22 protein-coding genes are annotated in these 25463 nt (G+C 65.4%); 7 read left to right on the top strand and 15 right to left on the bottom strand.

Translation table 11 applies throughout. The features are described 5' to 3' along the window. Positions 1-97: 97 nt before the first annotated feature. The 5 genes from AC24YW_RS27295 to AC24YW_RS27275 form a co-directional block, all read right to left on the bottom strand. On the bottom strand, positions 98-3193 hold the full coding sequence (locus AC24YW_RS27295) for a MexW/MexI family multidrug efflux RND transporter permease subunit (RefSeq protein WP_487485622.1): 3096 nt from the start codon (positions 3191-3193) through the stop codon (positions 98-100). A gap of 72 nt (positions 3194-3265) precedes the next feature. Beyond that, positions 3266-4459, bottom strand: a complete 1194-nt coding sequence (locus AC24YW_RS27290; protein WP_275515024.1) for an efflux RND transporter periplasmic adaptor subunit — start codon at positions 4457-4459, stop codon at positions 3266-3268. Position 4460: 1 nt separating this feature from the next. After that, positions 4461-5162, bottom strand: coding sequence for a TetR/AcrR family transcriptional regulator (locus AC24YW_RS27285; protein WP_487485693.1), 702 nt, complete (start codon positions 5160-5162; stop codon positions 4461-4463). 139 nt (positions 5163-5301) lie between these two features. After that, positions 5302-5892, bottom strand: a complete 591-nt coding sequence (locus AC24YW_RS27280) for a thiamine pyrophosphate-dependent enzyme (RefSeq protein ID WP_487485621.1) — start codon at positions 5890-5892, stop codon at positions 5302-5304. After that, positions 5889-6428, bottom strand: coding sequence for a phosphonopyruvate decarboxylase (locus AC24YW_RS27275; protein ID WP_487485620.1), 540 nt, complete (start codon positions 6426-6428; stop codon positions 5889-5891). Before AC24YW_RS27275 ends, AC24YW_RS27280 begins: the two co-directional genes overlap by 4 nt. A 105-nt stretch (positions 6429-6533) precedes the next feature. Between AC24YW_RS27275 and AC24YW_RS27270 the strand changes: the two genes are divergently transcribed. The 4 genes from AC24YW_RS27270 to AC24YW_RS27255 all read left to right on the top strand — a co-directional run bounded on the left by AC24YW_RS27270 (position 6534) and on the right by AC24YW_RS27255 (position 11263). After that, positions 6534-7754, top strand: a complete 1221-nt coding sequence (locus AC24YW_RS27270; RefSeq protein ID WP_487485619.1) for a cytochrome P450 — start codon at positions 6534-6536, stop codon at positions 7752-7754. Positions 7755-7982: 228 nt separating this feature from the next. Next, entirely contained in the window at positions 7983-9197 is a 1215-nt protein-coding gene (gene rocD, locus AC24YW_RS27265; RefSeq protein WP_487485618.1) for an ornithine--oxo-acid transaminase, read from the top strand. A 493-nt stretch (positions 9198-9690) separates the two neighbouring features. Further along, positions 9691-10812, top strand: coding sequence for a hypothetical protein (locus AC24YW_RS27260; RefSeq protein WP_487485617.1), 1122 nt, complete (start codon positions 9691-9693; stop codon positions 10810-10812). After that, on the top strand, positions 10787-11263 hold the full coding sequence (locus AC24YW_RS27255) for a Spy/CpxP family protein refolding chaperone (RefSeq protein WP_487485616.1): 477 nt from the start codon (positions 10787-10789) through the stop codon (positions 11261-11263). The genes AC24YW_RS27260 and AC24YW_RS27255 overlap by 26 nt, the downstream gene beginning before the upstream one ends. A 17-nt stretch (positions 11264-11280) precedes the next feature. Here the strand turns inward: AC24YW_RS27255 and AC24YW_RS27250 are convergent, their stop codons facing one another. The 9 genes from AC24YW_RS27250 to AC24YW_RS27210 form a co-directional block, all read right to left on the bottom strand. After that, a complete protein-coding gene (locus AC24YW_RS27250) occupies positions 11281-12144 on the bottom strand; it encodes a sugar phosphate isomerase/epimerase family protein (RefSeq protein ID WP_487485615.1) in 864 nt (287 codons plus the stop codon). After that, positions 12144-13334 (bottom strand): dihydrodipicolinate synthase family protein, encoded by a 1191-nt coding sequence (locus AC24YW_RS27245; protein ID WP_487485614.1) that lies wholly within the window; start codon positions 13332-13334, stop codon positions 12144-12146. The genes AC24YW_RS27250 and AC24YW_RS27245 overlap by 1 nt, the downstream gene beginning before the upstream one ends. A gap of 132 nt (positions 13335-13466) precedes the next feature. Then, positions 13467-14618 carry a Gfo/Idh/MocA family protein gene (locus AC24YW_RS27240; RefSeq protein WP_487485613.1) on the bottom strand — a complete coding sequence of 384 codons (1152 nt, stop codon included), beginning with the start codon at positions 14616-14618 and terminating at the stop codon, positions 13467-13469. Next, positions 14615-16012 (bottom strand): enolase-like domain-containing protein, encoded by a 1398-nt coding sequence (locus AC24YW_RS27235; RefSeq protein ID WP_487485612.1) that lies wholly within the window; start codon positions 16010-16012, stop codon positions 14615-14617. The genes AC24YW_RS27240 and AC24YW_RS27235 overlap by 4 nt, the downstream gene beginning before the upstream one ends. A 219-nt stretch (positions 16013-16231) precedes the next feature. After that, complete coding sequence (locus AC24YW_RS27230) at positions 16232-17074, bottom strand: ABC transporter ATP-binding protein (protein WP_487485611.1); 843 nt, start codon at positions 17072-17074, stop codon at positions 16232-16234. A gap of 127 nt (positions 17075-17201) precedes the next feature. Further along, complete coding sequence (locus AC24YW_RS27225) at positions 17202-18194, bottom strand: ABC transporter substrate-binding protein (RefSeq protein ID WP_487485610.1); 993 nt, start codon at positions 18192-18194, stop codon at positions 17202-17204. Positions 18195-18251: 57 nt separating this feature from the next. Then, positions 18252-19061: an ABC transporter permease gene (locus AC24YW_RS27220; RefSeq protein WP_487485609.1), complete on the bottom strand. Its 810-nt coding sequence runs from the start codon at positions 19059-19061 to the stop codon at positions 18252-18254. A gap of 400 nt (positions 19062-19461) precedes the next feature. Continuing rightward, a complete protein-coding gene (locus AC24YW_RS27215) occupies positions 19462-20169 on the bottom strand; it encodes a TetR family transcriptional regulator (protein ID WP_487485608.1) in 708 nt (235 codons plus the stop codon). A 178-nt stretch (positions 20170-20347) separates the two neighbouring features. Then, positions 20348-21196, bottom strand: coding sequence for a VOC family protein (locus AC24YW_RS27210; RefSeq protein WP_487485607.1), 849 nt, complete (start codon positions 21194-21196; stop codon positions 20348-20350). 212 nt (positions 21197-21408) lie between these two features. Between AC24YW_RS27210 and AC24YW_RS27205 the strand changes: the two genes are divergently transcribed. Further along, complete coding sequence (locus tag AC24YW_RS27205; RefSeq protein WP_036043087.1) at positions 21409-22302, top strand: sugar kinase; 894 nt, start codon at positions 21409-21411, stop codon at positions 22300-22302. A gap of 6 nt (positions 22303-22308) precedes the next feature. After that, positions 22309-23217 (top strand): ribokinase, encoded by a 909-nt coding sequence (locus AC24YW_RS27200; RefSeq protein WP_487485606.1) that lies wholly within the window; start codon positions 22309-22311, stop codon positions 23215-23217. 4 nt (positions 23218-23221) lie between these two features. Here the strand turns inward: AC24YW_RS27200 and AC24YW_RS27195 are convergent, their stop codons facing one another. Next, the gene (locus tag AC24YW_RS27195) at positions 23222-24439 is read right to left on the bottom strand and encodes an NAD(P)/FAD-dependent oxidoreductase (RefSeq protein ID WP_487485605.1); all 1218 of its coding nucleotides are present in this window, start codon (positions 24437-24439) and stop codon (positions 23222-23224) included. Between the two features lie 227 nt (positions 24440-24666). Between AC24YW_RS27195 and AC24YW_RS27190 the strand changes: the two genes are divergently transcribed. After that, positions 24667-25461 carry an enoyl-CoA hydratase/isomerase family protein gene (locus AC24YW_RS27190; protein ID WP_487485604.1) on the top strand — a complete coding sequence of 265 codons (795 nt, stop codon included), beginning with the start codon at positions 24667-24669 and terminating at the stop codon, positions 25459-25461. The last annotated feature ends 2 nt before the right edge of the window (positions 25462-25463 follow it).

Raw genomic sequence — 25463 nt, 5'->3', positions numbered from 1 at the left:
CTCTCGCAAGCGCGGCAAGGGGCTCGCCCGAGGCCCAACAAAAAGGGCGGCAGCGGATCTCCGCTGCCGCCCTCGCGGGACTAGCCTGCCGGCGGCCTCAGGTCGGCCGCAGCACCTTGGAATCGAGGTCCAGTTCGTCGATCTGCTTGTTCCGCTCGGAATCGGCCGCCGCACGATGGTCGGTCGCCAACACCACATAGACTGCCGGCAGCACGAACAGCGTGAACAGCGTGCCGATCGACATGCCGGCGACGACCACGAGGCCGATCGAGAAGCGGCTGGCCGCGCCCGCGCCGGTCGCGGTCAGGAGCGGGATCAGGCCGGTCACCATCGCGGCCGTGGTCATCAGGATCGGCCGCAGGCGGATGCGGGCCGACATCTCGATGGCCGAGCGGCGGTCGAGCCGTTCCTTCACCTGGAGCTCGTTGGCGAACTCCACCATCAGGATGCCGTGCTTGGTGATCAGGCCGACCAGGGTGAGCAGACCGACCTGGGTGTAGATATTCATCGTCGCCACGCCGAAGAACAGCGGGATCAGCGCACCGACGATCGCCATCGGCACCGAGATCATGATGACCAGCGGGTCGCGCAAGCTCTCGAACTGCGCCGCCAGCACCAGGAAGATGATGATCAGCGCGAAGCCGAAGGTGATGGCAAGCTGGTTGCCTTCCTGCACGTATTGCCGGCTGTCAGCCAGATAGTCGTGGCTGAAGCCCTGCGGCAGCTTCTTGGCCTCGCCTTCGAGGAAGTCCACCGCAGCGCCGACCGTCACGCCCGGCATCGGCACGGCCGAGAACGTCGCCGAATTGAGCTGGTTGAAGTGGGTCAGCGCGTTCGGGTCGGTCTTGGTCGTGATCGAGACCACCGTCGACAGCGGCAGCTGCTGGCCGGAATTCGTGGTCACGTAATAGCCGCCGAGGGATTCCGGCGACAGCCGATCGACGCGCGGCACCTGCGGAATGACCTGATATGAGCGACCCTCGAGATTGAAGCGGTTGATGTAGTTGCCGCCGAGCAGGACTGCGAGCGTAGAGCCGAGGTTCTGCATGTTGACGCCGAGGTCCTGCGCCTTGGTGCGGTCGATCGTGACCTCGACGTTCGGCTGGTTATAGGCCAGGTCGCTGTCGGAGACGATGAACATGCCGCTCTTGCGCGCGGCGTCCTTCAGCTTCTCCATCTGCTCATAGACGGTCTGGAAGCCGGCGGTGGAGTTGATCACCATCTGGATCGGCAGGCCACCCGGTCCGCCCGGCAGCGGCGGCAGGTTGAACGCGAAGGCCTGCACGCCCTCGATCTTGGAGAGCTCGGCCTGCACCAGCGGCTTCAGCTGGATCGCCGAGCGCTTGCGCTCGTCCCACGGCTTGAGCAGCATGCCGGCGATACCGCCTTGCGGCCCGTTGATGCCATTCAGCACAAAGCGCAGATCGGTCTCGGGGAACTTCGCGAATTCCTTGTCGAGCTTCTCGCCATAGAAATCGAGATAGTCGATGTTGGCGTATTTCGGTGCCTTGGTCACCGCGAACACGATGCCCTGATCTTCCTCGGGCGCAAGCTCCTTCGAAGTATGCATGTAGAGGAAGCCGACGAGGCCGAGGATCGTGATCGCGAACAGGCCGGTGATGGCCTTGTAGTCCAGCGAGCGATCGAGCCTGCGCCCGTACCAGCGCGTCATCGCGCCGAACACCCGGTTCACGAGCTTGGCGAAGCGGCCTTCTTCGGCGTTCTTCAGCAGTACCGAGCACATCATCGGCGACAGCGTCAGCGCGATCACGCCCGACACGATCACCGAGCCTGCAAGCGTGAAGGCGAATTCGCGGAAAAGCGAGCCGGTGAGGCCGCCGAGGAAGCCGATCGGCGCATACACCGCAGCCAACGTGATGGTCATTGAGACGACCGGGCCGACGATTTCGCGCGCACCCTGCAGCGAGGCCTGGACCGGCGTCTTGCCCTCCTCCAGGTGGCGGTGGATGTTCTCCACCACGACGATGGCATCGTCGACGACGAGGCCGATCGCCAGCACCATCGCGAGCAGGGTCAGGAGATTGAAGCTGAACCCCAGCGCCAGCATCAAGGTGCAGACGCCGATCATCGACAGTGGAATGGTGACGACGGGAATGATGACCGACCGCAGCGAGGCCAGGAACAGGAAGATCACCACGATCACGATGATCACGGCTTCGCCCAGCGTCTTCTCCACCTCCTCGATCGAGGATTCGATGAACTTGGTCGAGTCGTAGGCGACCTTCATCTTCATCGACGGCGGAAGGCTGCGCTCGAGTTCGGGGAATAGCGCGCGCACGCCCTTGACCAGCGTCAGCGGGTTGCCTTGCGGCGTCGCGTTCACGCCGATGAAGATCGCGTGCTCGCCGTTGAAGGCGACGCTGGCGTTCGTGCTCTGGGCCGCAAGCTCGACCGTGGCGATGTCCTCCATCCGCACGAAGCCGCCGTCCTTGGCCTTGACGATCATCTTCTTGAACTGATCGACGTTGGTCAGACCCGTGTTGGTCGAGACGTTCGAGACGATCAGATAACCCTTGGTCTGGCCCGCGGCGGACTGGAAGTTGTTGGCCTGGATCGCCGCCGCAACGTCCGCCGGCGATACGTTGCGGCCCGCCATCTTCACAGGATCGAGCCACAGCCGCATCGCAAAGGTCTGGCCGCCCAGAATGTCGGCCGAGGCCACGCCATCGACGGTCGACAGCACCGGCTGCACCACGCGCGTCAGATAGTCGGAGATGGCCGAGCCCGACAGCTCCTCCGAGGAGAAGCCGAGATACATCACGGCCGTGGTCTGGCCCGTGGTCTTGGTGACGATCGGGTCGTTGGATTCCTTCGGGATCAGGTACTTCACCGAGTTGGTCTTCGCCAGCACCTCGGTGAGCGCCTGGTTCGGATCGAAATTCAGCTTGATGTAGACCTGGATCGTCGAGGTGCCGAGCACCGAGGACGAGGTGATGTAGTCGACGCCCTCGGCGGAGGCGACCGCCTGCTCGATCGGCGTGGTGATGAAGCCCTGGATCAGATCTGCGGACGCGCCGGGATAGACGGTCGTGATGTTGATGACCGTGTTCGACAGCTTCGGATATTGCCGGATCGGCAGCACCATCGCCGCGCGCAGGCCGATCAGCAGGATCAGCAGGCTGACGACGACCGACAGGACCGGTCGTTTGATGAAAATGTCGGTAAAGGCCATCGCGGGCGATCTCGATTTCTTTTGTCTCAAGATGCGTGATCCGGCCAAGAGCCGGGTCACGCGAGGATGTTGTCAGTAGCGCGGCGGCTGCGCCGGGATCTGCGGGGCCGGGTCGGTCGAGATCGATACCGGCGCACCCGATTGCAGCTTGAGCTGGCCGACAGCGACGACCTTGTCGCCTGGCTTCAAGCCCTTGACGATTTCGACACGCCCCTCGACGCGAGTGCCGGTCTGCACGAAGGTGCGCACCGCCGACAGGCTGGTCTTGCCGTCCTCTTCCTTCTTTTCGGTGATCACGAACACGGAGTCGCCGTACAGCGTGTAATCGACCGCCGTTTCAGGCACCGTGATCACGGCCGGCTTTTCCGGCAGCACCACCGTCGTGGTCACGAACATGCCGGGCTTGAGGATCTTCTCCGGATTGGCGATCGTCGCCTGCACGCGGATGTTGCGGGTGTCGGTGGCGATCTGCGGCTCGATCGTGGTGATCTTGCCCTCGAAGGTGCGGCCGGGATAGGCATCGACCTTCAGCCGGACGGTCTGGCCGACCTTGAGGCTGCCGGAATCCTTTTCCGTCACCGTGAAGTTGGCCCACAGCTCCGACAGATCGGTCAGCGACACGATCGCGGTGCCGGCCGTAAGATACTGACCGACCTCGACCTTGCGCATGCCGAGATCTCCGGCGAACGGCGCACGCACCAGCTTCTGCGAGATCAACGCTTCCGTCTTGGCGATGCCCGCCTGCGCCTGGTCGTAGGCAGCCTGCGCGGTATCGACGGTCGCCTGCGGACCGAACTGGCGCGAGGCCAGCTGCTTGGCGCGTTCAAGCGACAGCTGCGCGACGGTCGCCTGCGCCTTGTAATTGGCGAGGTCGCCCTGCTCGGGCGCGTCGAACAGCTGCACCAGCGGCGTGCCGGCCTCGACGCGCGTGCCCGGCTCGAACTTGATCGCGGTGACGCGGCCATTGACGTCGGCGCTGACGTCGACCTGGTGCACGGCAACGAGGCTGCCGACCGCGGTGAGCAGGTTCGGCACCACCTCGGACTTCGCCTCGGCTGCGCTGACCGGGGTCGGCGGCGGCTTGTTGTTGGCGAAGAACTGCTTGATCATCTGGCCGCGGAAAGAATTGAACCAGACCAGCCCGCCGACGAGCACGGCCAGGAGCGTGCCGACGATGATGAACCAGCGCACCGGCCGGACCGGACGCTTGGGAGCCTTGTTGTCGATCGGTTGCCCCGAAATCTTGTTTTCGGCCACGATGTTCATGTCATGCACTTTCTGCAATCGCCGCCTGGTTCGTTTCCGCGGCCTGATTGCGGCCCAGATGCGAATCAATTGCGGCGTCGTTAAGTCCGATACCCCTCAGGAGAAACTCACAGAGCTGCCGCTCCAGGTCGGTCGCCCCGCCGTAGGCAAGACAGGGCGTGGCCGGCAGCCTGGTCAGCGCCGCGGTCATCACCGCATGATGCGCGAACCAGAACAGGTTGAGCGGATCGCCAGTGCAGGGCTGCGCGTCACCGCTCTCAACCGCGCGCTCGAGCGAGGCGACGAAGACAGCGCCGATCAGCGTCTCGATCTTGGCATAGAGCAAGCGGGCGAATTCGCCGTCATCCAAATGGCTCGTAGCCATCAGCCGCAGGCGCTGGGCCTCTTCCTGATCGGGACCGTCGGCGATCTGAAGGAAATGTTCGACCATGCCGCGGATCAGCTCGACCAGGGTGGCTGTCGAAGGCTGCCGCTCCATGAGCTCCATGAACGCCGGGTCCGCCTCGCATTCGTCGCTGAGGATCTCGGCGTAGAGGGCCGCCTTGGACGGGAAATGCTTGAACAGCAGCGCCTCGGAAATGGCAGCTGCGGCCGCCACGCTCTTGGTCGTGGTGCCGTTATAGCCGTGTCGGGCAAAGCAGCGCTTTGCGGCACCGAGGATCAATTGACGCCTCAGGTCGCTCGTCATACGCAATGAGCTCATGCTGGGTGAGTAAGCACTCACCCACGCAGGAGTCAAGCACTATGTTGCATCGCAACCTGCATGCGACGTAGAATCAATGGAAATTGATTGAGCCTGCACGGCCCGCGTGCAGGCGTTCGGCAAGGGACCGACGGACCGCCTAGATCGGCTGGAAGCCGAGGTCAGCTCGGATCCGGTTGACGATGTAGGTCCCGTCCCGCGTCGGCAGAATCCGCTCCAGGCTGGCGCTGTCGATCTTCACGTTGGCAAAGCGCGGCCCGGCGGAGACGTTATGGACGGCTTGGGCGAAGGCCTCGACCTCGGCCATCGTCGTGGCAGCCCGGCTGTCGTTAATGCCGCAAGCCTTGGCGATGCCGACGAGGTCGGCGGCGGTGGAGGTGTGGCTGATCTGGCCGCCGGTCTCGCCATAGGCCTCGTTGTCGAGCACGGCGATCGAGAGGTTGGCCGGCTTCTGCAGGCCGATGGTGGCGAGGCTGCCTATGCCCATCAGCATCTCGCCGTCGCCGGTGATGACCAATACCGGCAGCTTCGGCTGCGCCAGCGCCAGACCCAGCCCGATCATCGCGGCGCCGCCCATGCCGCCCCAGAGGTAGAAGTTGCGGGCGTGGTCGCCGGCGGCGCACATGTCGTTGGTGGACGCGCCAAGGCCGCCGATCGCGACGACGTCCTTGCGGTTCGCAAGCAGCGTGGAGACCACCTGACGGCGGTCGAGGAGATTGGCCTTGCTCATTTGGTGAAAACCTTCGCGCCGATCAGGCGCTGGGAGAGAAGAACGGCGGTCGGCGTCAGCGCGTTGTAGGCCTGGGCTGCGGCGGCCTCCAGCACCGCCGGCACCTCGGCTGCGTGCGAGGCGCGCAGCACCTTCACGCCGGAGAGCTCGAACACGCCTTGCGTGGTCGAGCCCATCGGCACCTGCCACGGATTGAACTCGCCCCACTCGCCGCGCATGGTCACGAGCGTGAGGAACGGAAAGCGCAGGATCGGGATCAGCGACAGCATGTTGATGCAATTGCCGACGCCGCTCGACTGCATCAGCAGCACGCCGCGCTGTCCGCCCGCCCAGGCGCCGGCGAGCAGCGCCACGCCCTCCTCCTCCGTCGTCAGCGCAATGCCGCGCATGGTGGAGGAGGCCAGCACGCGCTGGATCAGCTTGGAATGACCGGCGTCCGGCACGTAAGGCACCTGCCGGACGTCGAAGCGCTGCAAGGTCGTAAAGATATCGTCGGGCCAGTTCGGCGCCGTGTCGGCGTCAGCGCGTGCGTGCATTTTCCTGTCCGGTCGGCTAGCAAGGTAAAAAGACTGTAGACGCATGCATACGCCGACCAGAACAACAAAAACGGCATATCGGCTTTAACCGGCGAGTATAACGGGATGAACGCAGATGCGAAGGCGCTGGCGGCAAGCTTCGACCTCGAGAAGCTGACGCCGGAGTTCTACGACGACCCCTATCCGACCTACCGTGCACTGCGGGAGAACGAGCCGGTCAAGCGCCTACGCAGCGGCACCGCGTTCCTGACCCGCTACGACGATCTCGTCACCACCTACAAGAACACGAAGTCGTTCAGCTCAGACAAGAAGCGCGAGTTCGCGCCGAAATACGGCGACACCCCGCTCTACGAGCATCACACCACCAGCCTCGTCTTCAACGACCCGCCGTCGCACACCCGCGTGCGCCGCCTGATCATGGGTGCGCTGTCGCCGCGCGCGATCGCGAGCATGGAGGGGGACCTCATCAAGCTGGTCGACGGCCTGCTCGATGCCATCGAAACCAAGGGCGCTTGCGAACTGATCGAGGATTTTGCCGCTTCGATTCCCATCGAGGTGATCGGCAATCTGCTCGACGTGCCTCACGAGGAGCGCGGGCCGCTGCGCGACTGGTCGCTGGCGATCCTGGGTGCTCTCGAACCGGTGGTATCGACGGAGGCTGCTGCGCGCGGCAACAAGGCGGTGACGGACTTCCTGGTCTATCTGGAGACTCTGGTCGCGCGCCGGCGCGCAAAGCCGGGCAATCCCGAGCGCGACGTGCTGACGCGTTTGATCCAGGGGGAAGAGAACGGCGAGCGGCTGACGGAGAAGGAACTGCTGCACAATTGCATCTTCCTGCTCAATGCCGGCCACGAGACCACCACCAACCTGATCGGCAACGGCCTCGTGGCGCTCGACCGGCATCCCGATCAGAAACAGCGCCTGATCGAGAACCCGGACCTGATCAAGACCGCGGTCGAGGAGGTGCTGCGCTACGAGAGCTCGAACCAGCTCGGCAACCGCATGACTACCGAGAAGGTCGAGCTCGGCGGCGTCATGCTCGAGGCGGGCACGTCGGTGACGCTGTGCATCGGGGCTGCCAATCGCGACCCCGCGCAGTTTCCCGACCCCGAACGTTTCGATATCACGCGCACGCCGAACCGGCACCTCGCCTTCGCCACCGGCGCGCATCAATGCGCAGGCATGGCCCTGGCGCGGCTGGAAGGGGCGATTGCGATCTCGCGCTTCCTGGCGCGCTTTCCGAACTATGCCGTGAGCGGGACGCCGGTGCGCGGCGGACGGGTCCGGTTCCGAGGGTTCTTGAGCGTGCCCTGCGCGCTTGGCTGAGGGCTCGATAACAAAACTGCGAAAACAACCCCATGCACAGTAGAGCCTGGGTCGCGGAACGGTGCCCTGTGGCCCGGCAGAACCACCTGACATTTCAGGCCTATCAGGCCGCGCCGCGCAATCGGGCGCATCGAGGCTTCCGAGCTGGCAGACCGGTACCCACATTCTTTTGAGCGCGACCGCCGATGCCGTCGGTTGGCGCCGCGCGCAGCAATGGAGTGACGGCAGATGAGCGCGTCGGTCATTGATTTCATCGCAACAGAGGCACGCTTTGGCGCCCGTAATTACGAGCCGATCGGCGTCGTCCTCTCGCGCGGCGAAGGTGTCTGGGTCTGGGATACCGAAGGCAACCGGTACCTCGATTGCCTGTCCGCCTATTCGGCGGTCAGCCAGGGCCACTGCCACCCCAAGATCCTGGCGGCGATGGTCGAACAGGCGCACAGGCTGACGCTCACCTCGCGCGCCTTCCACAACGACCAGCTCGCCTTGTTCTACGAGGAGATCGCCGCGCTCACCGGTTCCCACAAGGTGCTGCCGATGAACAGCGGCGCCGAGGCGGTCGAAAGCGCGATCAAGTCGGTGCGCAAATGGGGCTACGAGGTGAAAGGCGTGCCGGACGGTGCGGCCGAGATCATCGTCTGTGCCAACAATTTCCACGGACGCACGCTGGGCGTCGTCGGTTTTTCAACCGATCCCGAGACCCGCGGACACTTTGGGCCGTTCGCGCCAGGCTTCAAGGTCATCCCGTTCGGCGACGCCCCGGCGCTTGAGGAAGCAATCACCCCAAATACGGTCGCCTTTCTGGTCGAGCCGATCCAGGGCGAAGCCGGTGTCGTCATTCCTCCGGCCGGCTATTTCACTGAAATCCGCGAGCTCTGCACCGCCAACAACGTGATGCTGGTGCTCGACGAGATCCAGACCGGGCTCGGCCGCACCGGTAAGCTGCTCGCCGAACAGCACGAGGGAATTGAGGCGGACGTGACGCTGCTCGGCAAAGCCTTGTCCGGCGGCTTCTATCCGGTCTCGGCCGTGCTCTCGAACAACGACGTGCTCGGGACCTTGAGGCCGGGGCAGCATGGCTCGACCTTCGGCGGCAACCCGCTTGCCTGCGCCGTGGCCCGCGCGGCGATGCGCGTGCTGGTCGAGGAAGGCATGATCGAGAACGCGGCGAGGCAAGGCGAACGCTTTCTGAGCGGCTTGAAGGACATTCGCGCCAATACGATCCGCGAGGTGCGCGGGCGCGGCCTGATGCTGGCGGTCGAGCTGCATCCCGCGGCTGGGCGGGCACGCCGCTATTGCGAGGCGCTCCAGGGCAAGGGCATCCTCGCCAAGGATACCCATGAGCATACCATCCGCATCGCCCCGCCGCTCGTGATCACAAGCGACCAGGTCGACTGGGCGCTGGAGCGGTTCGCCGCGATCCTGACGCAGGATTTCTCTTGAGACTGCCTGCGTCGGAAGATCGCAATGCCGGCCGCGGCCAAGGACGAACGATTCCACGGTCTCTGCGTTGAAAGTCGTGGGCAGTTACGAGTTGGGAGCGAAGATCATGCTTCCGCGTGGCGTTTGCCTGACGGCTGTTTTGGTTGGCGTCTCGATGCTGACGACGAGCGCGCCGGCCCAGGGACCCCTCGGACACGGACGGGGTGGAGGACCACCAGGACCAGGCGCAGCGCCGCCATCAGCACCACCGGCCGTGGCCCGCCCAGCAGCACCGCCAGCCATGGCGCGTCCGGCGGCTCCGCCAGCCATGGCGCGTCCCGCCGCGCCGCCAGCGATGCCGCAGCGACCGGCGATGGCGCCACGCCCGGCGCCGCACATCGCATCACCGCCACCGCGCCCGACCCCACAATTCAGTGCCCCGCGAGCCGCCCCGCAGGTGGCGGCGCCACGGCGCGAATTCCATCGCCCGCCGGAAGCGCCGCAACGTCCAGCCATGGCGCCGCGGCCGACGCCGCAGATCGCCGCCCCATCGCGCCCAAGTGCGCACCCGGCCGTGAGCGAGCGATCGGCATCGCCGCGCCAGATGCTTTCGCGCCAATCCGCGGAACGCCAAGACCGCATCGACCGCTTGCAGCAGCGCGTGCAGCAATTGCAATCGCAGAAGCCGGAAGACGCAAGGGCACAGCAACAGCAGCAACGGCTGCTGCAGTCACAGAGCCGTCTTCTTGAGCGCGAGCAACGAGTCCAACAGCGCTCGCAGCACGTCGAGCAGCGGCAGCGCGAGATGCTGTCGCGCCAGACGGCGGAGCGCCAGGCCCGCATCGAACGCCTGCAGCAGCGGGTGCAGCAATTGCAGTCGCAAAAGCCGGAAGGCGTGCAAGCGCAACGCGCGCAGGAGCGGATGCTCCAGGCGCAGAACCGCTTGCTTGGCCGCGAGCAGCGCGCGCAGCAAATTGACCTGGCGCGCCAGCAGCGGCTTGGATTGCAGGCTCCGTCGGAGCGTGCTCCGGCACTTGCAGCCGCCGCGCAGGCCGCCGAGCGCGGACGGTTTGCGGCGCGCTTCCGCGAGCAGTCCGCTGCGCAGACCCAAGCTGCTATCCTCACGCGCCAGAGCGGCTGGGCTCCCCGACAGGCCTGGCGTCACCGTCATCCCGCGGTGTTCGTGGCTTGGCTTGGGCCCGTGTTCTGGCCTTACGCCTATTCCGACATCTTCAACTACACGTTCTGGTCCTATGCCTACGAGCCCGGATATTGGGCCTACGCCTATGATGACTTCGTCGACACCGTGTTCTGGGGCGGTGACGGCCCTTACTCCGCTTATGCCAGCACCAGCCCGTATGACACCCCGCAAGCCGGCGGCAACTACCGCGCGCGCCAGCGTGCCAGCGTGAGCCCGCAGACGCTTCAGCAATTGTGTGCCACGCCGGACAAGGGCGTGACCGCCTGGCCGCTTGCCGATATCGCACGGGCGGTGCGGCCGACGCCGGAGCAACGCGCATTGTTGGATGAGCTGAAGGCGGCGGCGGCCAACGCCGCCGGCCTGCACGGAGACTTATGCACTGACTCCCCCCGGCCGCTTGCGCGCGATGATGAACCGCATCAGCGCGACGCTTGAAGCCGTCAAGATCGTTCGTCCGGCACTGGAGAATTTCTACAACTCGCTCAGTGACGAGCAGCAGGCCCGCTTCAACGCGCTTGGCCCCAATGTCGGCGAGCGCTCGCCGCAGCAGCAGGCAAGTAGCGAGGGCTGTGGCGATCCGAAGTCTGGGCTGACGCAGTTGCCGATCCAGAGGATCGAAGCCGTGCTCCACCCGGCCGGCAAGCAGAAGGAGGCGCTCGACCGCCTCAGTGAAGCGACGGCGAAGGGCGTTGACGGCCTCCAGGCAGCCTGTCCGAACGATGAGCCGCTGACGCCTATTGGACGGCTTGAGACGATGCAGCACCGGCTCGAAGCCATGTTGACGGCCGCCAAGCTGGTCGAACCCGCGCTAGACGAATTTTATGCCACGCTGAGCAGCGAGCAGAAGGCGCGCTTCAACAGGCTGCAACAGGTCGCAGGCCCGTGAGGACGTGAGGCGGGAGTCTACACCACGGTCCTATGCCGCGCGATGCAGGTGCGCAGCACCTCGTCCATCGGCTTGCTCCACCAATCGTTGGAGAAGATCTCGATCTCGGAATAGCCGGCAAAGCCCTGCGCTTCGACGGCCGCACGCGCTGATTTGATGTCGATGACACCGTCGCCCATCATGCCGCGGTCGTTGAGGATGTCCCTGGTCGGCACCAGCCAGTCGCAGACGTGGAAGGCGAGCAGGCGGTCCCGGCCGGCACGGGCGATCTGGCCCATCAGCTCCGGGTCCCACCAGATGTGATAGACGTCGAGCGCGACGCCGAGCATGCCGGTGCGGCCGGGATCGAGCCGGTCGCAAATGTCGAGCGCCTGCTTGGTCGTGTTCACGCAGGCGCGGTCGGCCGCATAGGCCGGATGCAATGGCTCGATCGCCAGCGGCAGCTTGGCTTGCCTCGCGTAGTCGAGCATGTCGGCGAGCGCTTCCTCGACCTGCCCGCGCGCTGCCACAAGATCCTTCGACGCCTCGCTGCCCGGCCGCGAATATTGCGGCAGGCCGCCGACGACGAGCACGATGCAGGGCGCGCCCAGCGCCTTGGCTTCATCGACGCAGCGGCGGTTGTCGTCGCGCACCTCGCCCCGGCGCGGGGCATCCGAGGTGAACATGCCGCCGCGGCAATAGCCTGAGAGCTCGAGGCCGACCTGGCGCACCGCGCGTGCGGCGCGGTCGAGCCCAACGGCGGCGACCTGGTCGCGCCAGGGATCGATGGCGCGGATGCCGTGCTTCGCGCAGGCCTCGACGATCTCGACGAGGTCACCCTGCTTGCGGACGGTCGCCGTGTTCAGCGACAGCCAGCGGTGGTCGGACGAAAAATCGCGCATCAGGATTCAAGTCCATGCGAGGCCAGCACGGTTTTCATCCGCTGCGTCGCGAGTTCGGGGTTTGCGAGCAGGCCGGCCTGGTCGGCGAGACGGAACAGCTCGGCGAGATGCAGCATCGAGCGCGCGCTCTCCTGACCCCCGACCATGGTGAAGTGATCCTGGTGGCCGTTGAGATAGGCCATGAACACGACGCCGGTCTTGTAGAACCGCGTCGGCGCCTTGAAGATGTGGCGCGACAGCGGCACCGTCGGGCCCAGCACGTCGTGGAAGCCCGCCTCGTCGCCTGCCGCGAGCCGCGACAGCGCGTAGGACGCCGCCGGCGCGATGGCATCGAAGATGCCGAGCAGCGCGTGCGAAAAGCCTTCGCTGTCGCCGGCGATCAGCTCCGCGTAGTTGAAATCGTCGCCGGTATACATCTTGATGCGCTTGTCGAGGCGGCGGCGCATGTCGATCTCGCGCTGCTTGTCCAGCAGCGATACCTTGACGCCGTCGACCTTGCCGGCATTGCCATTGATGATGGCGACGGCCGTATCCATCGCCTTGTCGAGATCCCTCGTGCCCCAATAGCCTGTCAGCGCCGGGTCGAACATGTCGCCGAGCCAGTGGATGATGACGGGTTCACGGACCTGCGACAGCACACGATTGTAGACCTTGGCGTAATCGTCGGCGTTGCGGCCGAGTTTTGCCAGGGCGCGCGAGGCCATCAGGATGATGCGACCGCCGACCTTCTCGACCGCCGAGACCTGCTCCTCATAGGCACGGATCACGTCTTCGAGGCTTCTGGCGTCCTCGACCGCGAGATGATCGGTGCCTGCACCGGAGAACACCAGCGCGTTACGGCGCTTGGCGGCGGCGACCGAGCGCGTGATCAGCTCCAGCGAGGTCGGCCAGTCCAGCCCCATGCCGCGCTGCGCGGTGTCCATGGCTTCGGCAACGCCGAGGCCAAGATCCCAGACGTGCTCGCGGAAGGCGATGGTCTTGTCCCAGTCGACGGCGGCCGACAGCCAGGGATCGTTGTCGGCGAAGGGATCGGCGACCGTGTGCACGGCCGAGAACGCGATGCGGTTCAAGGGACCTTCGAGCTTTGCGGGGAACGTGCGCGAGGCAGCTAACCGGTAGGTCTCGATCGAGCGATCGGCCTTCGGCAGCTTGAGCGATAGCGACGACATCGGCAGGACAGGCTTGTTCATGATTTCAGACCTTTCCCCGTCATTGCGAGCGAGGCGAAGCAATCCCGACTACCTCCGCGGCAACAGTCTGGATTGCTTCGTCGCTTCGCTCCTCGCAATGACGGCTCAACTGACATTTGGACTCTCTCGATCTCAGACCTTGATCGGGGCGACGTCGATCCAGCGCCGCTCCTTCCAGCTCTTCAGCGCGCATTCGGCGAGCTGCACGCCCTTGGCGCCTTCAAGCAGGGTAAACTTGTAGGGAGCATCCTCGTAGACGTGGCGGATGAACATCTCCCACTGCTCCTTAAAGCCGTTGTCGTAGGTGACGTTGTCGGGCAGCTTCTGCCAGTCGCCGTAGAAATCGTGCAGCCGCTTCTCGTCGGGATTCCACACCGGCCGAGGCGTCGCCTGCCGCGCCTGGATCATGCAGTCGGAGAGCCCCGCGACCGCCGAGCCGAGCGTGCCGTCGACCTGGAAGGTGACGAGGTCGTCGCGATAGACGCGCGTCACCCAGGACATGTTGATGTGGGCGATGACGCCGCCTTCGAGCTGGAACGTCGCATAGGCGGAATCGTCTGCCGTCGCCTTGTATTTCTTGCCCTGCTCGTCATAGCGCTCGGCAATGTCGGTGTTGCCGATGCAGCTGACGCTCTGGACGTTGCCGAAGAGGTTGTCGAGCACGTAGCGCCAGTGGCAGACCATGTCGAGGATGATGCCGCCGCCATCCTCGCTGCGGTAGTTCCAGGACGGCCGCTGCGCCTCCTGCCAGCCGCCTTCGAACACCCAATAGCCGAACTCGCCGCGCACCGAGAGAATGCGGCCGAAAAAGCCGGAATCGCGCAGGAAGGCGATCTTCTTCAATCCCGGCAGGAACAGCTTGTCCTGCACCGTGCCGTGCTTGACGCCCTTGGCATTGGCAAGCTTCACGACCTCGATGGCTTCCTCGAAATTGGTCGCGATCGGCTTCTCGCAATAGACGTGCTTGCCGGCGTTGATGGCCTGAGTCAGCAGGCCAGGGCGCGCCTGCGTGGTTGCGGCGTCGAAGAACATGGTGTCGGTCTTGTCGGCGAGCGCGGCATCGAGATCGGTGGTCCAGCGCGTGATGTTGTAGCGCTTGGCCAGCGCCTCGACCTTTTCGGCATTTCGGCCGACCAGGATCGGATCCGGCATGACGCGGTCGCCGTTCTTCAGGCGCACGCCGCCCTGGTCGCGGATGGCGACGATCGAGCGGATCAGATGCTGGTTGAGCCCCATGCGGCCGGTGACGCCGTTCATGATGAGGCCGAGGCGTTGGGTGGTCATGCCGGATACTCCTGAAGTGATTTCGGCCGTTCGAGCGGACGAAGCGACGACCAGTCCGGATGGACCGACGTCGCAAAGCCCGCTGTGTTGAGCGACCCCGTCAGGAGATCGCCGTTGTGAATGTTGAGGCGGATGCCCTGCCCGGCATCGACATAGAGATCGGGATGCGCGGCCGCGAAGGCCTGCGCTTCTGCGAGAGGCGTGTCGCCAAAACCGTCGACATAGTGGTGGCCATTACGCTCGGCGTGGGTGACGCCGATGAAGGCACCGAGCGCGAGATCCTGCTGCACAGCAAGGCCGGCTTGGCAGGTCAGGTCCTCGCCGGTGACGAAGAAGGTCTCGCCTTCCGCGCTCCATTTCGCCGCGCGCGTGGCATTGACGATGGACTTGTAGAGGCCTTTACAGGATTTCGAGGAGATGCCGCGATAGCCGAGCGCCCGCGCGGCCGGGAACGCGTCGTAGGAATCGTCGGCTTCGTCGATGATGAAGCCGCGCGCGGCCAGCGCGCCGAGCGGCGATTGCCGTGTGATGTCGCGCGGCATTGGCTGCTCGACATACAGCAGGCGCGCGGCGATCGGGCGCAGCGCGGCGTCACGATCGAGCCTGTCCATCAGCGCCTGCAACGCGGCGAGGTCCGCATATTGCTCGTTGGCATCGAGCGTCACCTTGGTGTCGCGTCCGAGCGTGTCGAGCTCCTTGCCAATCCGCGCCAGTCGCGCCGCATCGCTCGCCGGATCGCCGGACAGCTTGAGCTTGAAGTACCACGAGCCGGCATTCTGGCGCGGATCGGCAACGCCACCCTCACCTTCGACGACATCATCAAGGCCAACCGTATGCCTGATCGCAACACGCTGCAGCGGCACCCGGCCGGCGAGAAACGTCCTGATGTCTTTCTCGCTCAAATCAGGAGAACGCCGCGCGTCGATACCGGCGATGTTCGCGGCCATTCCGTCAGAGAAACTGGTCTCGACGGCGCGCAGCAGCGCATCGAGGATCGCCTTGTCGATTTCCGCGGCGCCATAAGCGGCGGCGAGCGGCGGAATGTTCTCTTTTGCACAAGCAGCGACTTGGTCGCCAATACAAGCTGCATGCAGATCGAACGCCGTCTGGAAGCCGCTCCGCGACAGATAGAGCCCACGTGCGATCTCCAGCGAGCGTCGCAGACCGTCCACTGTCTGCGCCGGCGACAGCTCCGGCCGCTTGTCGAACCACTTTGGCACCAGCAGCTCGGCACTGGCGCCGACGGCGGCCCCCCTGCCCTCCACCTCGATCTCGGCCCGCACGAACAGCTGCGGCGTCGCGTTGATCGTAACAGCGCCGAAGCGGAACGGCCGCGCGAAATGCACGGGACGTTCGAAGAAGGCGATGTCTCGCAGCTTCAGGCGGGGGGACATGGTGTTGCAACGACGCAAATTGGATTTGATGCGACCGGCATGGCCGCGGGCGACTCGCCTCTCCCGCTTGCGGGAGAGGCCGACGCGCGACGCGTGGCGGGTGAGGGTTCTATCCTCTTGGGGAGTCTTTCCAGCAGAGACACCCTCTCCCCAACCCTCCCCCGCAGGCGGGGGAGGGAGCGCACCGTTCGTGTCGCTGTCATGGGGACTTCCATCGCGCTAATCCAAGGCCCCCTGCGAGAAGAAATGCCTGCGGATGCGCTGCACGAGCTCGGTGAACACCGGGTCGGCCATCGCGTCGAGCGAGCGCGGGCGCGGCAGCGGCACGTCGTAGATCGCGGCGATCGCGCCGGGGCGCTCGGTCATGACCAGCACGCGATCGGCGAGGAACACGGCCTCGGGTATCGAATGCGTGATCAAGAGCACCGTCTTCCTGGTCTCGCGCTGGATCCGCATCAGTTCGACGTTCATGCGCTCGCGCGTCAGCGCATCGAGCGCGCCGAACGGCTCGTCCATCAGCATGATCCTGGGGTCGTGCACCAGCGCGCGGCAGATCGAGGCGCGCTGCTGCATGCCGCCGGAGAGCTGCCAAGGCAGCTTCTTCTCGAAACCCTCGAGGCCGACCAGCTTCAGCAGCTGTTTGGCGCGGTCGAGATATTCCTGCCGCGGCAGGCGCTTCATGTCGATCGGCAGCATCACGTTGCCCAGAATGTTGCGCCAGGGCAGCAGCAGCGCGTTCTGGAAGACGATGCCGACATTACCGTGCGGCGTCGTCACCTTCTGGCCCTCGACCAGGATCTCGCCCGTGGTCGGCGCCAGCAGGCCCGAGATCAATTTGAGCAGCGTGGACTTGCCGCAGCCGCTTGGTCCGACCACGACGAAGAACTCGCCGTCGTTGATGTGGAAGTCGAGCGGCCGCAACGACGGCACGTCGCCGTCGCGCGTCCGGTAGGTCTTCGACACGCCCGACAATTTGATGCCCGACCCGTCGCCCGCCCGGTCTGACACCAGGCGGAGGTGAGCGGAAGGCTGGTCCGCTTGATTGGCCTTTTTCGGTATCATTCAGTCATATCCCATCGAACGCCGCTGGTCAGCCCCGTCATTGCGAGGAGCGAAGCGACGAAGCAATCCAGAGTCCTTCGCAGAGACAGTCTGGATTGCTTCGCTTCGCTCGCAATGACGAAGGCGGTCACGAGCCGCTCTTCGGCAGGTAATCGCTGGTGTAGAAAGCCTTCGGGTTCTCCTTGGCCTTGGCATCGAGGCCGCCATATTCGACCAGCAGGTTGACGGTCTCGGTCATGTTCTGGTCGGTGACCTGGAAGGGACGCTTGCCCTTGGTCTCTGCGGTCCGGTAGAGCGGGATGGTCAGCTCAAAACCCTGCGTCAGCGTGTCGATCTTGCCGCCCTTGGGGTTGGCATCGAGGATCGATTGCGCCGCCGCCTTGGGCTCCTTCTCGGCGGCCTCGACTGCTTTCGTCGTCGCCGACATGAAGCGGCGAACGAGATCGGCATTGGCCTTCACATAGTCGGTGTTGGCGATGATGCCCGACGACACCATGTTGATGCCGTAGTCCGCGAACTTGATCGGGTAGACCTCCTTGCCGGTCGCGTCCTTGATCTTCATCGACTGGTCCATGACGTAGCCGAGCAACAGATCGGCCTGGCCGTTGATGACGGCGTTGAGCTTGGTCTGGCCGTCGCCCGCGACGGTCTTGAAGTCGCTCTCCTTCAGGCCGGTCTTCTTCAGGAACAACGGCCAGATCTGCGTCATCGAGTCGGCCGGCGTGATCGCCACCGTCTTGCCCTTGATCTCCTCGGGCTTCCTGATGTTCTTGTCGGCGAAGCCCATGGCGGACATCGGCGAGGTCTGAAGCAGCACGCCGGTCGCAACCACGGGCGCGCCCTTGATCGCGGCGCGCATCATGGTGGGGACGTCGACGTAGCCGAAATCGGCGGTCTTGGCGGCAACCGCTTGCGTGGTTGCTGCCGAGCCGCGGCCTTCCTGGATCTCGAGCTCGATGCCTTCGGCTGCGTAGATGCCCTTGGCCTTGCCGTAATAGAACGGCGCGTGCTCGCCATAGACGTACCAGTTCAGCATCAGCACGACCTTGTCGGCTGCCTGCGCCGGCACGGCTGCGAACGCCATCAGTGCCACGGATGCAGCTCCAATCCACTTCCTCATCGTCACTCTCCCTTGCCGTTGGTTGCGTCGGCCGTTGGCGGCCGCTCGTTGCTTGAGTCAGGATGCAAAGATCACGTCCTCGCGCTGGCTGACATGCCAGGGAATGACCAGCTTCTCGATCCGGTCGACGATCCAGAACAGGACCACGCCGAGCAGCGCCAGGATCACCAGCGCCGCGAACATCGTCGGCAGGTCGAAGGTGCCGATCGAGCGCTGCATCACGTAGCCGATGCCGGAATTGGAGCCGACGAATTCTCCGACCACCGCGCCGACAACGGCGAGCGTCACCGACACTTTGAGGCCGGAGAAGATCGCCGGCAACGCATGCGGCAGGTTCACCGCGCGGAACACCTGCAGGCGGCTGCCCTGCATGGCGCGGGCGAGATCGACCATGTCGGGGTCCACCGACTTGAAGCCCTGCACCGCGGAGACCACGACCGGGAAGAAGCCGAGCAGGAACGCCGAGATCACCTTCGGAATGATGCCGAAGCCGAACCAGACCACGAACAGCGGCGCGATCGCGATCTTCGGCACCGATTGCGAGAACACCAGCAGCGGATAGACGTAGCTCTCCACCGTCTTCGAGCCCGCGATCAGCATCGCGACGGGAATGCCGAACAGCGCCGACAGCAGGAAGCCGCAGACGGTGGCATAGGTGGTCGGCCAGGACTGGCGCAGCAGCTCCGGCCATTCGGTGCGCAGCACGGCGACGACATCCAGCGGCGACGGGATCTGGTAGGCGGGAATCCTGAACAGCCGGATCGCAAGATCCCAGGCGACGACGATGAAGACCAGGAACAAGAACGGCCGAACCCAGGCCGCATTCAGCAGCTTGGAAACAGCGTTTTGCGGCTTGGGCTCGGCCAATTTTCACTCCCGGCAGTCTTCTTCGTTATGCGGAGAAATTAACCCGTTGGATAAATACTGTCCAGCGCTTTCCCTGTGACGTTTTGTGCCGGGGTTCCGGGAGATTTGGGGACGGGACTGTCGCCTCGTGTCCCGGACGCGCTGCAGCGCGAAGCGTTGCTGCGCAGAGCCGGGACCCAAGCTCGTCGTGGCCGGCGGTCGCATGGGCCCCGGCTCTGCAGCGCACCGCGAAGACGCGCTGCGCTGCGTCCGGGGCACGAGAGCGGAGTGAGGTGCACGCCCGACTCCACGTCGTCATTGCGAGCGCAGCGAAGCAATCCAGAATCTTTCCGCGGAGACAGTCTGGATTGCTTCGCTGCGCTCGCAATGACGGAGCAAGGCGCCCCATCATGGCTACGGGCTACACCGTCTGCACGACCGCGGCGCGTGACTTCGGCGGCTTCGCGACCTCGAACAGTGCGGCGGACTTGCCCGTCAATGCCGCCAGAACGAGCCCGGACATGTGCGCGAGCCGCTCGTCCTTGGCCTTCTTGTCCAGGAGATCACGGCCGAAGATCACGCTGAGCGTTGCCGAGTTGGAGAGATAGAAGAAGCTCAGCGCCGCGATCGAGATGTAGAGCTGCACCGGATCGACCGCGACCTGGAAATCGCCGCTGTCGACGCCGCGGCGCACCACGGTGCGGATCATCTCGACGAAGGGCGAGTGCATCGACTTGACCTTGGTCGATTTCTTCAGGTGCTTGGCGCGCGCGAGGTTCTCGGTCTGCAGCAGCGACAGGAATTCGGGATTGCGCAGGAAGTAGTTCCAGGTGAACCCGATCAGGCGGCGGATCGCCTCGGGCGGATCGAGGTGCTCGAGGTCGAGGCCCCGCTCCTCGCTGCGGATCTTGTCATAGGCGCCTTCGAGCACGGCGAGATAGAGCTCGTCCTTGTTGCCGACGTGGTAGTAGAGCATGCGCTTGTTGGCGCCGGCCTTGGCCGCGATGCGGTCGACGCGCGCGCCGGCAAGACCGTGGGCGGAAAACTCCTGCTTGGCGGCTTCGAGAATGCGCAGCCGCATCCCCTCGGGGTCACGCTGCCATTTCAGAGTTCGTTTTGCTGTCGCCAAACCGGGTGCTCGCTGGGTGGTCTGAGGTCAGCGTGTAACACGCGGGGGAGCGTTTGAGAACGTTTCGTCATCCCGGGGCGCGCCCTCTTGGACGCGAGCCCGGAATCCATTGGGCGGCAGAGTCGGTGGCGGAATGGATTCCGGGTTCGATGCTACGCATCGCCCCGGAATGACAGAATCAATCCGCCGGCTTCGGCGAGCGCTCCAGCAGCACGGTCTGAATCCCGCAGGTCCCATTGCGCACGGTCATGATGCGCGTGCCCGGCTTGCGGCCGGTGCGCACCTCGCTGACGTCGAGTCCGCTCGCGATCAGGCGGGCCCGGGTGGCGTCGATGTCGGCGACGCGCCAGCTGAGCCCCCAGAGCCGGTCATGCGCGGCATCGCCGCCGGCGACGGGGCGGCGCACCACCTCGACGATGAGGTCGCCGCAGCGGAAGAACATCAGCTGGCCCCAGTCCTGGTGCGAGCGGTCCAGCGCGAGATCAAGGCCGAGCCGGGCGCCGTAGAGCGCGGCGGCGCGCTCGGAATCCTCGGTGGTGACCACGACGTGGTCGAGGCCGTCGACCGGCGCGATGTCGGTCACGGCCGATTTCGGCCGCTCGTCGGCCAGCTCCAGGAAGAACATGCGCACGCCACGCGTCAGCTCAGTGGCGGCCCGCGTGCGCTTCCAATGCAGCACGGCGTCGGTGACGGCGTCGCTGCTTTCGACCTCGGCGACCGGGTCGGGCCGCAGGGCCACCCGCTCCAGCCGGCGGTGCATCTTGCCAATGTCGGCGACACGAAAGCACAGGCTGGCGAGCACGCCCTCCTGGTCGCCGAGCAGTGCGCGCATGCGGTCGGCGGTGACGCTGAAGCCGTGAGGGGCCATCAGCTCGATGGTCATGTTGTCGAGGGTGAACAGCACCCGGTCGGCGCCCTCGCCCGAGTTCTGCCAGGCCGGCGCGCGGGCGAGCAGCGTCTGATAGGCCGCCTTGGCCGCACCGATATCGCCCACCAGAACGACGAAGTGATCGAGGCCGGTGATCATTTTGCACCCTTCTTGTGGACCGGGAACCCCGGGCGCGAAAGACGGCGTTTGTCCGGGCTTGGCATGGGCCAGCGATGGTCGTATTCCGGCACCATGCTGACCTCAAGCGCTTCGGGCGGCAGTTTTGCGAATAATTTCAGCGTCCCCCCGGAGCGGAACCGGTGCTAGAGTAATTCCGCCGGCCGGGACCACAAGCGCATCACGGACAAGCAATGCAGGCTCTCTTCATCGGACAGACCTATATCGACGTCGTCTTCATCACCGACCACATGCCGACCGGCGACGAGAAGCACGTGGCGCGTGACTACGCCGTCTCCTTCGGCGGCAATGCGGTGACGGCGGCGTTCTGCTGCGCCAAGCTCGGCATCGTGCCGGACCTGATCGCGACCGCAGCCAATGACTGGCTGGGGCGCATGTTCCAGGACATGTGCGCGAAGTACGGCATCTCGCTGCATGGGCGCAAGGTCAACCAGTCCTCGCTCTCCTTCATCATGCCCAAGGACGGCAAGCGCGCCATCGTCCGCTGCCGCGACGACGAGCACATCCACCCCTTTCCGATGCTCAATCTCGGCGGCTGCCGCGCGCTGCATGTCGACGGCCACCAGCCGGATGCCGCCATCCACTACGCCAAGGTCTGCCGCGAGGCCGGCATCCTGACCTCGCTCGACGGCGGCGGCCTGCGCACCAACACCCATGAGCTGCTCGAATTCATCGACGTCGCCATCGTCGCCGAGCGCCTGTGCGAGCAGATGGACCTGACGCCGGAGAAGATGCTCGACTACCTCAAGGGCCGCGGCTGCAAGATCGGCGGCGTCACCATGGGCGAGAAGGGCCTGTTCTGGTACGACGAAACCGGGACGGTGCAGGTGATGCCGGCGATGCCGATTCCGCGCGAGCGCGTGATCGACACCAACGGCGCCGGCGACGTCTTCCACGGCGCCTATGTCTATTCCTACCTCGCCCATCCCGGCAAAAGCTGGCGCGAGCATTTTGATTTCGCGCGCGCCGCCTCGACCTTCAAGATCCAGCGCCTCGGCAACGAGGCCGGCTTGCCGACACTGGTCGATATTGCGAAGGTTCGCCACGAGTTCGAGGTCAGGGTCTAGCAAAAGATGGGGCGCGTCTTCGTCGCCGGCAGCATCAACATGGATGTGGTGGCGACGGCCGATCGCCATCCACGCATCGGCGAGACCGTCGCCGGCCGCCAGGTGCTGTATTTCCCGGGCGGCAAGGGCGCGAACCAGGCGGTCGCGGCCTCGCGCCTCGGCGCCGGCACCACGCTGATCGGACGGCTGGGCCGGGATTCGTTCGGCGCTGAGCTGAAGGCCTTTCTCGGCGCGCAGGGCATCGACCTCGGCTATGTCGTGGAGACGGCCGAGGCGCACACCGGAACGGCCATCATCACGGTAGCCAACGCCGACAACACCATCGTCGTCGTGCCCGGGGCGAACGGGCTGGTCGGCGCCGATGACGTCAGCGTCGTGCCGCTGCTCAAGGGTGACGTCGCCGTCAGCCAGTTCGAAATTCCGCTGCCGACCATCGCCGCGTTCTTCCGCCGCGCCCGCGCGGCGGGGGCGGTGACCGTGCTGAACCCGGCGCCGGCGCAGAAGATGCCGGATGAGCTGCTGGCGCTGGTCGACATCCTCGTGCTGAACGAGACCGAGCTCGGCTTTCTCGCAGGCAGCGAGCTGTCCGAGCGCGACGCGGCCGCGCGCATCATCGATGTCGCGCGAAAACTTCAGGCCCGCCAGGATCAGACCATCTGCGTCACGCTCGGCAAGCGCGGCGTGCTCGCGCTCGCCGGGCGCGAGCAGATCTCGGTGGCCGGCCGTGTGGTGAAGGCGGTCGACACCACAGGCGCCGGCGACTGCTTCGTCGGCGCGCTCGCCGCGCAGCTGGCTGATGATGCGCCCTTGCGCGAGGCGCTGACGTTCGCCAACGCCGCCGCCTCGATCAGCGTGCAGCGCATGGGCGCCGGGCCGTCGATGCCGACGGCGGCGGAAGTGGCGGCGGCGTTGTAGACGCCTATGCCAGCGCGCTCTTGAGGTCGAAGCTCTCGTCCGCGGCCTGCTCCGGCGTGATGGAGCGGTCCATGGCCTGCAATCTCCGGCCGAACATGTGATCGCCGGCGCGGTTGATTGATTCGATGCCGAGCAGTCTGTCACCGTGATAGCAGAACGCCGAGAACGCCTTCTTGGCTGGATCGCCGCGCAGCACGACGCGGTCGTAGCCGGTCGTCAGCCCCGCGATCTGGAGCTTGTCATCGCCCTGATCGCTCCAGAACCAGGGATGGCTGTCGTACGGCTTCCTGTCGCCGGTCAGGCGCGCTACGAGGCAGCGGGCCTGATCGGTGGCGTTCTGCACCGATTCCAGCCGCAGCGATCCGCCGAAGCGCGGGCTTGCGAACAGCGCGCAATCGCCGATCGCGGAGATGCTGGGATCAGCCGTCGACAGATATTCATCGACGATGATGCCGGCGGCGACCGGCAGCCCTGCCTCGGCCGCGAGTTCGATGTTCGGCAGCACGCCGACGCCGACCACGACGAAGTCGGCCGGCAGATGCCGCCCGTCGCTCAAGGACACGCCGGTGACCTTGCCGCCCTCGGCTTCGATCGAGGTCGCCTGCACGCCGAGATGGATACGGATGCCGGCCTCGCGGTGGCGGTCCTGGAAATATTCGGAGACCTCCGCCGTCACCGCCCGCGCCATCACGCGCGGGGCGAGCTCGAGCACGTCGACCTCGAGGCCCTTGATGCGGGCGGTCGCGGCGAATTCGAGGCCGATGAAGCCGGCGCCGATGATCACGGCGCGCGTCTTCGACGGCATGATCGCGCGCAGTGCCTCGCTGTCGTCGAGAATGCGCAGATATTTCACGTCCGCCAGATTGGCATTGGGCAGATCGAGCAGGCGATTGCGCGCGCCGGTCGCCAGCACGAGATGCCCGTAATCGAGCGTCGCGCCGGAGGCGAGATGCACCTTGCGCGCGGCGCGGTCGATCGAGGCGGCGCGGCCCGCGATCAGCTCGATGGTCTGGTCCTGGTAAAACTTCTCAGGCCGGAACATCAGGCTCTCCGGACCCGCGGAGCCCTTGATGTAGGCCTTGGACAGCGGCGGCCGCTGATAGGGCAGATGCGGCTCGTCGTTGATCAGGCAGATGCGCTCGGCAAAGCCGGCCTGGCGCAGCGATGCCGCAACCTGGTAGCCGCCATGGCCGGCACCGACGATGATCACCGGGCCGGTCATCGGACAGCCCATTTCCGGAAGACACGAGCGTGACCCATGCCGTCTCCTCTCTCGCTGATTTTGCTTGCTGGCCTTGCGAGGAGCCGGCGCTCGTGTCCGTCCCTTGGCGAAAGCGGCTCCATTTGAGCCTATCGTTCCGCCCGGCGCAAGAGCGGCGGTTCGGGGATTGTCACCCCTGCCCTTCTGCGATCTAGTTCGAGCCTCGACCTCCTGCCGGAGAATTTAAGATGACCGCTCCCGTCTCAAAGCCCGACGATCCCGCCCTGCTCAAGGTCGACGGCCCGATCGCGACCATCACGCTGAACCGCCCTGCCGCGTTTAACGCGATCGACCTTGCAATTGCCCAGAAGCTTGAGCAGCTCGCAACCTATCTCGAAGGCGCCGACGACATCCGCGTCGTCGTGCTCGAGGGCGAAGGCCGCGCGTTCTGCGCCGGCGGCGATCTGCAGACGATCGGGGCCGCCGCCGAAGCCGGCACGGTGACGCCCGTGGTCGGCGAGCTATTGAAGCACTATCACGCCTTCATCGAGATCATCAGGCGCATGCCGAAGATCTCGCTGTCGAGCGTGCACGGCTCGGCGGCCGGCGCCGGCATGGGCCTCGCCTTCGTCACCGATCTCTGCATCGCCGCTGACGATGCCAAATTCACGCCGGCCTATGCCAAGATCGGGGTGTCGCCGGACGGCGGCTCGACGGTCGGCATCGTCGGCACGGTCGGCTCGCGCCGCGCGCTGCAGATCTTCCTCGCCGAGGACAATTTTACCGCGCAGCAGGCCTATGAATGGGGCCTGGTCGCGAAGGTCGCTCCTGCCGCCGAGTTGAAGACCGCAACGCGAAAACTCGCCGAGCGCCTGGCGCAGAACCCGCCGGCGTCGATTGCCGGCACCAAGCAGCTGGTCTATCAGGCTGCGACCACGCCGGTGAAGCAGCAGCTCGATGCCGAGGAGCACAAGATCATCATGGCGATGAACACGGAGGCGTTCCGCACCGCCGTGAAGAAGTTCACGAGCAAGAGCAAGTAGCG

The organism is Bradyrhizobium sp. USDA3516, assembly GCF_057651995.1.
Note: the sequence above shows the minus strand (reverse complement) of the source record. Positions and strands in the feature narration are given on the sequence as shown.